This is a genomic window from Weissella sp. LMG 11983 (assembly GCF_025908495.1).
Classification (GTDB): domain Bacteria; phylum Bacillota; class Bacilli; order Lactobacillales; family Lactobacillaceae; genus Weissella; species Weissella fermenti.
Genome location: NZ_JAOZFD010000001.1, coordinates 602923 through 616973, shown reverse-complemented (window position 1 = coordinate 616973; position 14051 = coordinate 602923). Strand labels below are relative to the sequence as shown.

The window sequence follows — 14051 nt, the reverse complement described above, 5'->3', positions numbered from 1 at the left end:
TTTATTTTAGGTTTGATAGAATAGTACTTGACTGAAAAATGAAATGGGGAATTTAGTAGTATGTTGCAAGCATTGTTTGTCATTGTATTGCTTTGGATTCTTTGGACGGTTGGTACATTGGTATGGACGCGCGTAACGTTGAAGCGCGCGGCATCACTTTTGAACTCTGAAGAATTTGAAGCACAAAGTCGTGGTCACCAATTGATCGATTTGCGTGAGCCAGCAAAGTTTAAGGCAAAGCACGTGCTTGGTGCACGTAACATTCAATACGCTATGTTGAATGAAAACCACAGTGCTTTGCGTCAAGACAAGCCAGTCTTTTTGTATGACGAAAACATGCAAATGGCTGCGCGTATGGCGCGTAAGTTGAAGAAGGCGGGATATAACGATATCTACGTTTTGAAGAACGGTTTTGGTGCTTACACTGGTAAGACTAAGAGTAATTAAAAAATACCCACTTACATTAACTGACGATGTTACGCCGGCTCATGTAAGTGGGTATTTGTTTTTTATTAGAATCGTGCGCCGTGAGAGTGAGCAGCCTTACGAGCGGCCTTGCGCTCAGTCTCCTCAAACTTAGCCTCTTCTTCTTCCAAAGGCTTAACAGCAACCTTGTGGAACGTGAAGGCTGCAGCGGCAGCAGTTGCTAGCGTACCAGCAACCCCAGTCAAAATCCCCAAACCAAACTTCTTCATGATGTGGTTCCTCCATATATTTGTTAAGATAAGTTTAACATATTTTAATTGAGTTTAATAACTGGGGTTTCTTGAAATGCAGATGAACAAACCATTAATTATCGCCCATCGAGGTGATCACACGGCTGGACGCCTTGAAAACTCACTACCAGCTTTTGCCTCTGCGATTCAACTGGGCGCGGATGGCTTAGAAGTTGATGTGCAATTGTATGACGGTCGGCTAATCCTAAAACACGATATTGATGACGAGATGCCACCAGTTGTGGATGATTTCGCATCATTTTTGGCGTTGGTCAAAGAAAAGAATTACCAGGGGTTATTATTGATCGAGCTGAAGGGGAAACAGGGCGCAACAGAATTGTACCGTGAGTGGCAAGCTGCTGAAGTTGATGCGCCGGTAATGTTGCAATCATTCCAAGTGAGTGCTGTTGAAACGTGGCGCCAACTTGACGCGCCGATACCACTTGGACTTTTACAGTATCGGCCAAATCGCATAAGTCGACGACTGTTTCACAGCGGTGTGATTCAAAACAACAATTTGGACTATCGATATTTACCGTTCGTGATGATGCGTGCTCGAAAAGCAGCGACGTATTGGTGGACGCCAACCAAAGCTTGGGCCTTGAAGCTAATGCTCAGGGGACGTGTGGCCGGGGTAATCACGGATGACGTTCGATTAGCCCAACAGATTAGAGATAGAGATGGAAAGTAGTATGGATAAGTTAATTGTGATTGTCGGACCAACAGCGGTTGGGAAAACGGCTTTATCACTAGAACTAGCAAAGAAATTTAACGGTGAAATTGTCTCAGGTGATTCGATGCAGATTTACCGTCAACTAAATATTGGGACAGCGAAGGCAACACCTGAAGAGCAAGCGGTTGCGCCACACCATATGATTGATATTGCTGACCCGGCTGAACATTATTCAGCCGCTCGCTTTGTGCGTGAGGCACAAGCAGCAATTGCAGATATTGCAGACCGGGGGAAAATGCCAATTTTGGTTGGTGGAACTGGCTTTTATGTGCAAGCATTGTTAGGTGACCGGCCGTTGGCTGATGTGGATGATATTACGGATGAGGTATTTGTCGAGAAGTGGACGGCAATTGCTCATGAACAAGGTGAAGCGGTTGTGCGCGATGCTTTGCGTGAATTGGATCCAGTCAGTGAAGCACGTATTCTGCCAGGACAAATCCGCCGTTTGGTCAGAGCGCTGTTAGTTAGTGACCACACCGGCAAGCCGTTTTCAGAACAGCAACCTGAACCAAAGCGTTTGTATGATGCCTATATCATCGGATTAACAACAGATCGGCCAGTTTTGTACGACCGTATTAATACACGCGTAGATGCGATGATTGCGAATGGATTGCTTGAAGAAGCACGAATTGCAGCGACCTTGCCTGAAGATAGTACGGCGAAGAAAGCGATTGGCTACAAAGAATTGTTTGGTTACTTGGAGGGTGTTGAAACGCTTGAAGAAGCTAGTGAAGCGCTGAAGCAAGCCTCACGTCGCTATGCAAAGCGTCAAATGACATGGTTCAACAACCAATTCACTGATATTCATTGGTATGATTTGGTGCAAAACGCCGCAGGCTTGAATGCGATTGAAAGTGACGTCGCACGGTTCGTGTCAGAATAGCTGACATGAATAGAAAAATCTTCTAAAATAGGTGGTAACATGCTATGCATAGGGGGTCGGACGTATGGTAAGACGAGAGTTACGTCGCGATTTGGCAGTGTTGCCAATGAGCGTAGTGCGCGAATTGACGGGCTTATCAGATCGTCAGATTCGGTACTATGATCAGCAGGGACTCATTGAGCCACATAGAGGGGCCGGTAAGCAGCGACGTTTTTCGTTAGATGACGTTGATCGTTTATTGGAGATTGCAGATTATCTAGATGCCGGTTATTCGATTTCTGAAATTCATGAGGTTGATGCTAAAAAGCAACGCCGTGAAGCAGAAAAGGTTGATCCGGATGATGTTAATATGCGTCACATGTTGGCTGATGAGTTGCTTAAGATTGGTCGTTTTAATAACGGTCAACGGAAGTTTTAGATGATGTGTTTTGGGATAAAGTAAAAGGAGATTACAATGGTTCGCAAGGCTTATACCAAGGATGATATTCGCAACATGATTACTGAGGAGAACGTGGAATTCCTACGTTTGCAGTTCTCAGATGTTTTCGGCACAATTAAGAACGTCGAAGTTCCTGTTTCACAACTTGAAAAGGTGTTGGACAACAATTTGATGTTTGACGGTTCTTCAATCGAAGGATTCGTTCGTATTGAAGAGTCAGACATGTATTTGTACCCTGACCTTTCAACGTTCATGATTTTCCCATGGGCGACTGACTCACACGGTGGTAAGGTTGCACGTTTGATTGCAGACATTTACACGGCCGACCGCGAGCCATTTGCCGGGGATCCTCGTAACAACTTGAAGCGTGTTTTGAAGCAGATGGAAGACGCTGGTTTCAAGAACTTTAACATTGGAACTGAGCCAGAATTCTTCTTGTTCAAGCTTGATGAGCATGGTAACCCAACGATGAACCTGAATGACAAGGGTGGCTACTTCGATTTGGCGCCACTTGATTTGGGTGAGAACACACGGCGTGAAATTGTTTTGGAAATGGAAAAGATGGGCTTTGAAGTGGAAGCGGCCCACCACGAAGTTGCCCCAGGACAACACGAAGTTGACTTCAAGTATGCTGATGCCTTGGATGCAGCTGATAACATTCAAACGTTCAAGTTGATTGTTAAGACGATTGCACGTAAGCACGGTTTGTATGCAACGTTTATGCCAAAGCCAATTTCTGGTATTAACGGTAACGGTATGCACACGAACATGTCTTTGTTCAACGAAGCTGGTAACGTTTTCTTCGACGAAGCTGGTGATTTGCAATTGTCAAAGACGGCTTACAACTTCTTGGGTGGTGTCTTGGCGCACGCAGCTAACTTTACGGCAATCACGAACCCAACGGTTAACTCATACAAGCGTTTGACGCCTGGATTTGAGGCGCCAGTTTACGTAGCTTGGTCTGGTTCAAACCGTTCACCAATGGTCCGCGTCCCAGCTTCACGTGGTAACTCAACCCGTTTGGAGTTGCGTTCAGTTGACCCAACTGCTAACCCATACTTGGCCTTTGCGGTTATCTTGGCAGCTGGCTTGGATGGTGTTGCCGGCGAAATGGAGCCAAATCACGCGGTAGATCGTAACATTTACTTGATGGATGAGGCTGAGCGTAAGAAGGCTGGCATCACTGATTTGCCTGACACATTGTTGGCGGCCGTCAATGATTTGGATACTGATGAAGTGATTAAGGCAGCCCTTGGTTCACACATGGCACGCACATTTGTAGATGCTAAGCGTTTGGAATACCAAGCATATCGCCAAGAAGTTTCACAATGGGAATTGGAAACTTATTTGGAGCAATACTAAAAATTCGTAAAAACTTCTTAAAAACAACGCCGTCCAGTCCGTGGTCGGCGTTTTTCTTTAAGTTTAGGTTGTATGATATATATATTAGGTAGATATAATAATTTGAGAAGTTAGATTGCAACCACAAACAGGAGGGGTTGAGATGGAGAACACGCCATACTTGACGACGGATTTACCGTCAAATCAATCCGTATTAAATGGAAAATTACAAGCAAAATTAAACTACATTGGTGATATTCAAACTGCTGTGGCAGAAGGCAATGATCGCCGTGTTTATGAATTACTAGATAGTCAAAAGTACAACACGCAAATTCGTCAGGCGCCACAAGCCGAGTCTAACCGTGCTTTGTCAGTTTTGGTTGATGATATGCAAGACGAGTTGAGTCACCACTTGGGCCAAAAGCTTATTGCGTACCTATCAGAAAAGTTCCCCTTCTTTTACTACGAAGAGTCACAACTTGGTGTCTTCCAATTGTTCTTTGGAAATTGGTGGGATCGTCGCCACTTTGGTATTTTGGACCCATTGTCAGTAAAGTTTATTTTCAATGATGAAGAATATGAAAAGTTGGCGCGTGCGGTTGAATTGGCTGAGTCAGGTCAACGTTTCAACGCGCAAGTTATCGAGGATACGACGCGTGCCAATGAAGCGTTGCAAAAGGTTGTTAACGATCAAAATGCACGTGATGCTGAGCGTACGCAATTGATGGCACAATTGGCGGCCACGGAAGAACGCAGCGGCTTGTTTAACAAGAGCGCCCAAGCAGAGCAACGCGAAGTTTTGCGTAGCCGTTTGGCGCAATTGGATGCAGCCGATGCGAAGGCTGCGACTGTTCCTGATTTGATTGCCGAGAACAATGCACAAATTTTGAACTACTCAAAGGAAGATACAATTTTGATTTATGAGCAACGTGCCATCAATGATGCATTTGGCTCATTTACTGATTTCCAAAATGCCGTCGGCTCATTGTATGTGGACTATGTTTCATCGTTAGCTGCCGAACAGGGAGGTGAGTAAGCATGACAGAACACCTACGTGAACGCGTTGTTTCATACGTTGATTTGTTGAGTGATGATATTGGTCAAATTCAACAAACCTTAGCGCAAGTTCGAGAGCTTGCTGAAACAAATGATCCAAAGAAGGTCCACATGTTGGCGCAACGCCTAACCAATGCGCACCTTGATACAGAATGGGTGACTGTACCACGTCAATATGCCAAGGCAGATTGGTACTTGATGGCAATGGATCGTTTTCTTTCATTTGCGGGGATGCCAGCCTATGATGTTTTGACGCCAGCTGAGCGTGAAGAGTTGACGTTGGTGATGACTGATTTGGATGTGCCAGCGACCTTTGAATTCGTGGTAAACGACGATAACAACGGTGGCGCTTACTTTGTTGAGCTAGGTACTGAGGCACGTCTATTCTACTGGTCACTAGAACGCAAGCAAATTTTGTTTAACGCGGAAGCTATTACTGATTTGATGGTTGAAAACTTCCGTAAGAAAACGACCGCAGCGCGTATTCGTACGCTGGCAACGTTGTTAACGGAGTTTGGTCGTTATATGGAGCGCGAGTTCGGTTACCAAGTAGACTACAACATTCTTGAAACTCGCGACGATTTCTTGTATCCATTGGTACAAACCGAAATGCCAGCGGGAATGTTGGATCGTTTGTTTGTTTTGTCAGCTGATTCAGATTACTTCTTGCAAAGTATTCCAAATGGTGCCGGTTTGATGTTGGAGCATGGCGTTGAAGTCCGTATCTTCTACGTTAACGATGCAACAGCCATTGGGGCACAACGCTGGCACTTCCAAGTCATTGATGGTCGTGATGCCATTTCATGGCTTGATGTCTTGTTGGATTACGACTTTATCGGTGCTTGGTATTTGACGGAACGTCGTTACTTGGCAATCGAGAGTGATGAGCTTGTCTTTGGTTTGCAACGCGAAGGATTGATTTCATATGGTACGCCGGTTGAAGCTGATAACGAATCAGCTGCTTCTGAAGCACCACAAGTTGAAGTGCTACAACCACAAGCATCAGACGAGGCAGAATAATGACGATGGATATTGCAGGTTACTTGCGTGAAGCACGCGAGTCATATCGCGCAGTTGTGGCTGATTGGGAAAATCCAATCGGTCCTAAAGATGTCTTGTTGAATGATTATTTGAACCTAGATGTTTCATTGAGCGCCTTGATGTTGCGTGTTGAAGCAATCAACAATGATGTGCCACACAATGCGGTGGACGCAAGCGAGAGCGAAGTGAAGGCGTTGTACGCAACTGCTTTCGCCCAGTTTTTGTTGATTAGTTTGAAGCAACAATGGACGCACTTAATGGTGCTTGAGGATGCGGATTTAGCTAAGTTTGCGCGTTTTCCACAAATGCGTTTGGCACACCAATTTATTGGTATTAAGACCATGTTGCTAAATTCATATCACCAAAAGCGTCAATCGGATTTTTCACATGCCTGGCGTTCATTTTTGAAGCTCGGTTTAGTCGAACTGAAATTGACACAAGATGATATTGATCATGAAGTTCGTGCGGTTTTGGACGCTTCAGACCTTGATTCACCAGCGTTTTAAACGTACAATAGATGAGTTGGTAAGTTATGCCAACTCATCTTTTTTGCAGCTGTAGCACAACTGGATAGTGCACTCGGTTTCTACCCGAGCGGTTGTGGGTTCGAGTCCCACCAGCTGCATAAACTTAGGGAATTGCTCATAATTAAGTGGGCGATTTCATTGTATTTAGTTAGAACTTGTTTTATAATTATCTACGTTGTGTTTGTGGAATCCACAAACTGCAACCACTCGTGGTCTGTATTAAGTAGTTCCTTGGAACTCGCGGACTCGGTGAGTCTAAGTTTTTTTAGAAAAATATTTTATGGAGGTCTGCAAACTCATGGCAGCATATGCAATCATTGAGAACGGCGGAAAGCAATACAAGGTTTCTGCCGGTGACGTAATCTACGTCGAAAAGATGGACGCCGCTGAAGGAGACAAGGTCGTATTCGACAAGGTTGTCTTCGCTGACGGCAAGATCGGTGCACCTTACGTTGAAGGTGTTACTGTATCAGGTACTGTTGAGAAGCAAGGTAAGGAAAAGAAGGTTGTTACTTTCAAGTACAAGCCAAAGAAGCACTCACACAAGAAGCAAGGTCACCGTCAACCATACACTAAGGTTGTCATCGACTCTATTGCCTAAGACATCGGAAAGAAGAGGATTTAAATCATGCAATTGAATTTGAACAACTTGACGATGCTTGCCCACCACAAGGGAGGCGGATCTTCTGCCAACGGTCGTGACTCAGCAGGTCGTCGTCTAGGAACGAAGCGTGCTGATGGTCAAGACATCAAGGCTGGATCAATCATTTACCGTCAACGCGGTACGCACATCTACCCAGGTGTAAACGTTGGTCGTGGAAACGATGACACGTTGTACGCTTTGACTGATGGTGTCGTAAAGTTCGGTCGTTTGGGCCGTGACCGTCGCCAAGTATCAGTTGTTACTCGTGAAGAGTACAAGCAAATCATCGCTAAGTAATTTAATTACTATCGAGATTTAATTAGACTCGTGAATCAGAAATGATTCACGAGTCTTTTTTGTTTTTTCGTAGTTGTTAATTTTTGCATAATAAAGTCGGCTTTCGTATACTGAGGCTAATCTTAAAGATAGGGGTGGATATAGTTATGAATGACGATCTTATTCAAAAGCTGAAGGGCTATAAAGAATTGTTGGATTTAGGTATTTTGTCACAAGAAGAATTTGATGAACTCAAGACGAAAGCATTGGCAGACTTTGGTAATGAAAAAACAGCTAGTTCTAACACCATTGCCACTGAGGAGGATTCACCTGCGGTAAGTCAGCCACAAACTGTAGTTAATCCTGAAATTGGTGGGGGACAGTCAAACTATGTTCTTCCGGAAGTTAATTTCCAACATGTTCCGCTGGAAGGGGAAGTCAAAGCCAAAATTGCCCAATATAAGTCTATGTTGGGATTTAGCACAGATACAACGAATGTGTTGTTTGGGGAGCAACCAATTCACGATGCTGATGATTTAAAGAACGTCACAATGGCATTGAGCATTACAGGCAATAATATTGTCAGTTTTGAGCCTGAAGGTATATTAATTATAGGTCTTAGTGCGAGTGTACAGTTCAATGGTAAAAACATGTTTGTGCCGTATGGTGATATTGAGGCATTGACGTACTACCGCGCGATGCTAGGATATGATCACTTTACTTTTGTTGCTAAGGGAGAGATATTTGATTTTGCATTCAAAGTACAACTCGATACGGTGTTGCGTATGACTCTGAAGTTGCCAGGGGTCTTTGGCATTATCAAGCAAGACCAGTTTTTACAATCCATTGCAGATAAGTACCCTGACATTGCACAGTAAAATACTGACCTAGACGATTGATTAGCGCATGCATTATGCCTTCGGTCGTTTTTTTGTTTGTAAGGCGTTTCATTCAGAATCTTTCAAAGTGCGTGGTAAAATTTCTTTGAAATTACAGACGTTTGATTTATGAGGGTGAGGGGGATTGACGATGGCAGATGTAAGTAAGATAACAAGTGAATTAAAACGATTGAAGGACATGTTAGATTCCGGTGCTTTAACGCAGGAAGAATTCGATACGTTGAAAACTAACTTGTTGGCTGAAATGAATCAACAGGAGCCACAAATGGCTAATCGCGTGGAACAAAATCCTAAGAACAACCGGAATGGTCATAAAAAAGCTTTGGTAGCTACTTTGGCTGCTGTTGTGATTGTTGGGGGCGGTGTTGGGGCATTTGTTTATTCACAACAAAAAGGCGCCGAAGCGGAAAGCGCAAAAATTGCATCTTCTAAGGCCAAGTCGTCATCAGAGAAAAAAGCCGAAGCTGAAAAGGCTAGTCGCAAAGCAAGTCATTCGGCTTCAGCAAAGTCTGCTAGCGAGAAACTAGCAAGCGAAAAAGCGGCGCAGTCAGTTAGTCAAGCAGCTGCGAGTTCCACATCTTCTCAATCAGTTGAGGATATGTTGAAAGCGAAGTCCAGCCAATATCACGCGGCTTTGCTTTTCATGGCCGTATCAAATGGATCAATTCAGACGTTTAATCCGGCCACAGTGACGCAACACGCAATTGGCCATACGATGGTTGGTAACGATGGACCAGAGTACGACAATGTTCAGCAAGTTACTGCCGCGGCCGATGATTCAAGGACTACGCCTACTGGTGGAGCACTGTTTGCGTCGATTACGTACGCAGCAACTGACAATGCAGGGCTGAATTACATGGTTAATTTTAGAGGTACCGCAGGGCAAGCTGCCTCACCAGTGAGTGTTTCTTTGGTTGATGCCTATAACGAGTACGGCAAAAATCCGTATGTTGATACGTTGGCTTCGATGATTAATTAAACACTAGTGGCGTTAAAGTGACTGTTAAAAGGCAGTATTACGATTAAGTTCGTGATGCCGTCTTTTTTAGTATCTCAATATTACGTTTATGTTAATCAATTTTTATCCATAGTTCGTTCACAATGTGTGAAATGTATCACAAGTCAAATAAAGTAAAATCGATTAACGTATGTTTCATGTATGGTTCCTGTATATCGTTTATCGTCCTATTCATATTTGGTAAGCATTTGGGTGGTTTGTCGAAAAACATAACACATGGTATAAATAACGGTGTTAGAAAGCGCTTTCAAAATTACTATTAATTGAAATGATTTATGTTTAGGAGTATTGATATGACCCAGCAACTCACGCACGAAGAAGCCCGCCGTCAAGCTAAGGTGATTGTCGACCAAATGACGATTGATGAAAAGATTGGCCAAATTAAGTATGAAGCACCAGCTATTGACCGTTTGAACATTCCGGAATACAACTACTGGAACGAAGCGTTGCACGGTGTGGCGCGTGCTGGTGTGGCAACAGTGTTCCCACAAGCAATCGGACTTGCGGCAACTTTTGATGACCACTTGATTAATGAAATTGCCGATGTCATCGGTACGGAAGGACGTGCAAAGTATAACGAATTTACGAAGCATGAGGACTGTGACATCTACAAGGGATTGACGTTCTGGTCTCCTAACGTGAACATTTTCCGTGACCCACGTTGGGGTCGTGGTCACGAAACGTATGGTGAAGACCCATTCTTGACGTCAAAGTTTGGTGTGGCATTCATCAAGGGGTTGCAAGGGCAAGCTAAGTACTTGAAGTTGGCGGCGACGGCAAAGCACTTTGCGGTCCACTCAGGTCCGGAAGGTTTGCGTCACGGCTTTGATGCAGTTGTGTCAGACAAGGACTTGTACGAGACGTACTTGCCAGCCTTCAAGGCGGCCGTTGAAGAGGCTGATGTTGAAAGTATCATGACAGCGTATAACGCAGTTGATGGCGTACCAGCCTCAGTTAGTGAAATGTTGTTGAAGGACATCCTACATGATAAGTGGTCATTCGAAGGCCACGTTGTCTCAGATTACATGGCACCAGAAGATGTGCATGAAAACCACAAGTATACGAAGGATGCTGCTGAAACGATGGGCTTGGCTATCAAGGCAGGATTGAACTTGGTTGCTGGACACATTGAACAATCATTGCATGAGGCATTGGATCGTGGTTTGGTGACTGAAGAAGAAATTACCAATGCGGTTATTTCACTTTACGCAACGCGCGTCCGTCTAGGAATGTTTGCAACGGATAATGAGTATGATGCTATTCCATACGAAGCGAACGATACCAAGGCACACAATAATTTGTCAGAAATTGCGGCTGAGAAGTCATTTGTTTTGTTGAAGAATGATGGCGTTTTGCCACTACGCAAGGAAACGATGGAAGCGATTGCCGTTGTCGGACCAAATGCGCACTCAGAAATTGCATTGCTAGGTAACTACTTCGGTACACCATCACGTTCATACACTATCTTGGAAGGTATTCAAGAACGCCTTGGTGATGATGTGCGTGTACACTACAGTATTGGTTCAGGATTGTTCCAAGACCACGCTGCTGAGCCATTGGCCAAGGCTGATGAGCGTGAATCAGAAGCAGTTATTGCAGCCGAACACTCAGATGTCGTTGTGGCAGTCTTAGGACTTGATTCAACTATTGAAGGAGAAGAAGGTGATGCCAGTAACTCACAGGGTGCTGGTGATAAGCCAAACTTGTCATTGCCAGGACGTCAACGTCAATTGTTGGAGCGTTTGCTAGCTGTCGGTAAGCCAGTCGTCGTTCTATTGGCATCGGGATCATCATTGCAGTTGGATGGTTTGGAGAACCACCCTAACTTACGCGCCATTATGCAAATTTGGTATCCAGGTGCTCGTGGTGGTTTGGCTGTTGCAGACGTCTTGTTTGGCGCGGTAAGTCCATCAGGAAAGTTGCCGGTAACGTTCTACAAGAACACAGATAACTTGCCTGCTTTTGAAGATTACAACATGGCAGGACGCACATACCGTTACATGACAGATGATGCGTTGTATCCATTTGGTTATGGTTTGACGTACTCATCAGTTGCCTTGTCAGATTTGCAAGTGAAGTCATATGAAGATACGGCAACGGTGACGGCAACGATTCAAAATACGGGTAATTTTGACACGGATGAAGTTGTTCAAGTTTACGTGAAGGATCTGGAATCAGAATTTGCGGTACCAAACGCACAATTGAAGGGATTTAAGCGTGTCTACTTGGGTAAGGGTGCTAAGCAAACGATTACATTTGATTTGCGTCCACAAGACTTTGAAGTGTTTGATGCGCATGGCCGTAACTTTATTGACAGTGAGCGTTTCGAAATCTCGGTTGGTGTGAGCCAACCTGATGCGCGCTCAATTGCGTTGACGGGCGTACAACCGTTGCAAACTGAGTTGAGCCTGGCAGGTAGTCAGACGACACATTAATAAATAACTAGGGACCGTACACGTAGCAATTGCTAGGCGTACGGCCTTTTTGTGTTTCGATAATTTTGAATCTTGGTGGAGACCGCTACAATTAAGCTACCTATGGTAAAATTGTAATTAACAAAAACGAGAAAAACGGAGATGAGGGGTCATGGAAGACACGCCATATTATAAGACAGAAACTGGTAACTTGGCTGACGAATTGCAAGGTGATTTGCAAAAGAAACAAGCCTTTTTGACCAAGTTTGAAGAGGCGATTATGGCTGGGGATGATCGTCAAATTTTTGAGATGATTGATGCACGTCGTTACAACATGACGGTGCATGATGCGGCTGGTGCAGATAACAACCGTGTGTTAGCTGCGCTTGTTGATGATTTGCGTCCTAAGATTAGCCACCACGTTGCTAAGAACTTGATTGCTTACTTGTCAAAGAAGTTCCCATTCTTCTTCTATGAAGAAACGGAAGTTGGCGTATTCCACTTGTTCTTTGGTGATTGGTGGGACCGTCGTGAATTTGGGGTGCTTGATCCGTTTTCAGTCACATTCATTTTCAACATGGCTGCCTTTGAATTGTTGAAGAAGTCAGTTGAGCTTTCTAAGACTGACGAAACGGTCCACGCAACTGAACGAGCTGAAATTGAGCGTCTTTTGACTGGTATGCGCGAAACTGTTGCTGGCCAACCTGATCGTGACAAGGAACGTGCTGATTTGGAGAAAAAGAAGGCAGAACTTGAAAACAAGAAGGGCCTATTCAAGCGTAATGGTGATGAGCTGGCTGAATTGCAAGTTAAGTTGGAGGCATTGGATGCAACCGATAAGAAAGCGGCTGACTTGCCAATGCTAATTGCTAAGAACGAAGAACAATTGTTGTCACTTGAAAAGGAAGAATTTGTCTTGGCATACGAACAACACGCCATTGAAGAAACTTTCGGTGATTTCGAGACGTTTGCAGCGAAGGCTGAATCGCTATATGCTGATTATGTTAAGTCATTGGCTGGCGTTGAGGAAAAGGCCAAGCCAGCGCCTAAAAAGAGTAAGGGGAAGTAACATCACATGATTAGGGAATTACATGACCGTGTAACGGGGTACACGGCACACTTGCAAGCGGACCTTGACCGTGTGCAAACAATGATTACTAATGTGCATGATTTGTCAGAATCAAACGAACCGGCGCAAGTTCATGGTTTGTTGCTGGCGTTGAACCAACGTTTGCTTGACGATAAGTGGATACAAGTGCCACGTCAGTATGGTCTGGCTGATATTTACATGTTGGCGATGAATCGTTTCATGGAGTTTGCCAAGTCAGATGCGTACACGATCTTGATGTCTGAAGATAGTGAAGAATTGACGCTCCGAGTCAAGGGCTTGGAGACACCGGTCACGTTCCGATTTGTATTAGGCACACAAGGTGGCGCTTATTTGGTAGAGCAACGCACCGGTGAACAAGTAGCTTTCTGGCTACCTGAACAACGGCAATTGTTGTTTAACTCAGAAGCGTTGACCAATTTGCTTGTCGTTGATTTGCATGAAAAAGAAGCCTCAACGGCAGTACGCAAGATTGCGGCGATGTTATTGGTCTTTGGTCGCTACATGGAGCAAACACTAGGGTATTCGGTTGATTACAACATTTTAGAGACAGCTGATAATTATATTTACCAACTCGTTCCAAGCTATGTGCCAGACCGATTGTTGGATCGATTGTTTGTTCACTCAGCGCACAGTGGTTACTACTTGAAGCGCACGTTAAACGGCGCTGCGATGGTCGTTAAGAACAATATTGAAGTGCGTATCTTGCAAATGCAAGGCGTTTGGCATCTGCAAGTCGTGGATGGTCATGATGCTGCGTCATGGTTGGATACGTTAGTTGAGTTTGATTTCTTGGCTAGCTGGTATTTGGAGATGCGTGACTACATTGAAGTTGCGTCAAATCCAAAGGTATTTAAGCTAGAACACCAAGGCGTGAAGGCGCAACCGTTGGAAGCGACAGTTGCAATGGTCGAAGTTTTGCAACCACAACAATAAGTTTATGAAAGTCGAACCTGT

The 14051-nt window shown here is 44.4% G+C and carries 16 protein-coding genes, 1 tRNA gene and 1 other annotated feature; of the genes, 16 read left to right on the top strand and 1 reads right to left on the bottom strand.

The genetic code is table 11. The annotated features are described in order from the left end of the window. Window positions 1-60: 60 nt before the first annotated feature. The gene (locus OIT45_RS03320; RefSeq protein ID WP_135797254.1) at window positions 61-447 is read left to right on the top strand and encodes a rhodanese-like domain-containing protein; all 387 of its coding nucleotides are present in this window, start codon (window positions 61-63) and stop codon (window positions 445-447) included. Window positions 448-512: 65 nt separating this feature from the next. On the opposite strand, the gene OIT45_RS03315 is transcribed toward OIT45_RS03320, so the two are convergent. Beyond that, window positions 513-695, bottom strand: coding sequence for a DUF3042 family protein (locus OIT45_RS03315; protein ID WP_003609255.1), 183 nt, complete (start codon window positions 693-695; stop codon window positions 513-515). A gap of 76 nt (window positions 696-771) precedes the next feature. Between OIT45_RS03315 and OIT45_RS03310 the strand changes: the two genes are divergently transcribed. The 15 genes from OIT45_RS03310 to OIT45_RS03240 all read left to right on the top strand — a co-directional run bounded on the left by OIT45_RS03310 (window position 772) and on the right by OIT45_RS03240 (window position 14030). Next, entirely contained in the window at window positions 772-1407 is a 636-nt protein-coding gene (locus tag OIT45_RS03310) for a glycerophosphodiester phosphodiesterase (protein ID WP_242458260.1), read from the top strand. A 1-nt stretch (window position 1408) separates the two neighbouring features. After that, window positions 1409-2332: a tRNA (adenosine(37)-N6)-dimethylallyltransferase MiaA gene (gene miaA, locus OIT45_RS03305; protein WP_199404055.1), complete on the top strand. Its 924-nt coding sequence runs from the start codon at window positions 1409-1411 to the stop codon at window positions 2330-2332. 64 nt (window positions 2333-2396) lie between these two features. Continuing rightward, window positions 2397-2750 carry a MerR family transcriptional regulator gene (locus OIT45_RS03300; protein WP_199404054.1) on the top strand — a complete coding sequence of 118 codons (354 nt, stop codon included), beginning with the start codon at window positions 2397-2399 and terminating at the stop codon, window positions 2748-2750. A 36-nt stretch (window positions 2751-2786) separates the two neighbouring features. After that, window positions 2787-4133 carry a type I glutamate--ammonia ligase gene (gene glnA, locus OIT45_RS03295; RefSeq protein WP_135797257.1) on the top strand — a complete coding sequence of 449 codons (1347 nt, stop codon included), beginning with the start codon at window positions 2787-2789 and terminating at the stop codon, window positions 4131-4133. A gap of 142 nt (window positions 4134-4275) precedes the next feature. Next, window positions 4276-5148: a hypothetical protein gene (locus OIT45_RS03290; protein WP_135797258.1), complete on the top strand. Its 873-nt coding sequence runs from the start codon at window positions 4276-4278 to the stop codon at window positions 5146-5148. 2 nt (window positions 5149-5150) lie between these two features. Continuing rightward, complete coding sequence (locus OIT45_RS03285; RefSeq protein WP_199404053.1) at window positions 5151-6188, top strand: hypothetical protein; 1038 nt, start codon at window positions 5151-5153, stop codon at window positions 6186-6188. Continuing rightward, window positions 6188-6715: a dUTPase gene (locus OIT45_RS03280; RefSeq protein ID WP_199404052.1), complete on the top strand. Its 528-nt coding sequence runs from the start codon at window positions 6188-6190 to the stop codon at window positions 6713-6715. The genes OIT45_RS03285 and OIT45_RS03280 overlap by 1 nt, the downstream gene beginning before the upstream one ends. 45 nt (window positions 6716-6760) lie before the next feature. Beyond that, window positions 6761-6834 (top strand) — tRNA-Arg (locus OIT45_RS03275). A 93-nt stretch (window positions 6835-6927) separates the two neighbouring features. After that, window positions 6928-7003: a sequence feature (ribosomal protein L21 leader region), on the top strand. Between the two features lie 31 nt (window positions 7004-7034). Next, complete coding sequence (gene rplU, locus OIT45_RS03270; protein WP_003609241.1) at window positions 7035-7337, top strand: 50S ribosomal protein L21; 303 nt, start codon at window positions 7035-7037, stop codon at window positions 7335-7337. A gap of 27 nt (window positions 7338-7364) precedes the next feature. Next, the gene (rpmA, locus tag OIT45_RS03265; RefSeq protein WP_003609238.1) at window positions 7365-7676 is read left to right on the top strand and encodes a 50S ribosomal protein L27; all 312 of its coding nucleotides are present in this window, start codon (window positions 7365-7367) and stop codon (window positions 7674-7676) included. Window positions 7677-7822: 146 nt separating this feature from the next. Then, window positions 7823-8533, top strand: a complete 711-nt coding sequence (locus OIT45_RS03260) for an SHOCT domain-containing protein (protein ID WP_264339862.1) — start codon at window positions 7823-7825, stop codon at window positions 8531-8533. Window positions 8534-8684: 151 nt separating this feature from the next. After that, a complete protein-coding gene (locus OIT45_RS03255; RefSeq protein WP_199404050.1) occupies window positions 8685-9533 on the top strand; it encodes an SHOCT domain-containing protein in 849 nt (282 codons plus the stop codon). Window positions 9534-9865: 332 nt separating this feature from the next. Then, the gene (locus OIT45_RS03250) at window positions 9866-12007 is read left to right on the top strand and encodes a glycoside hydrolase family 3 C-terminal domain-containing protein (RefSeq protein ID WP_242458259.1); all 2142 of its coding nucleotides are present in this window, start codon (window positions 9866-9868) and stop codon (window positions 12005-12007) included. 151 nt (window positions 12008-12158) lie between these two features. Continuing rightward, a complete protein-coding gene (locus OIT45_RS03245; protein WP_264329915.1) occupies window positions 12159-13055 on the top strand; it encodes a hypothetical protein in 897 nt (298 codons plus the stop codon). A gap of 6 nt (window positions 13056-13061) precedes the next feature. Further along, entirely contained in the window at window positions 13062-14030 is a 969-nt protein-coding gene (locus tag OIT45_RS03240) for a hypothetical protein (protein WP_199404048.1), read from the top strand. Window positions 14031-14051: the final 21 nt, after the last annotated feature.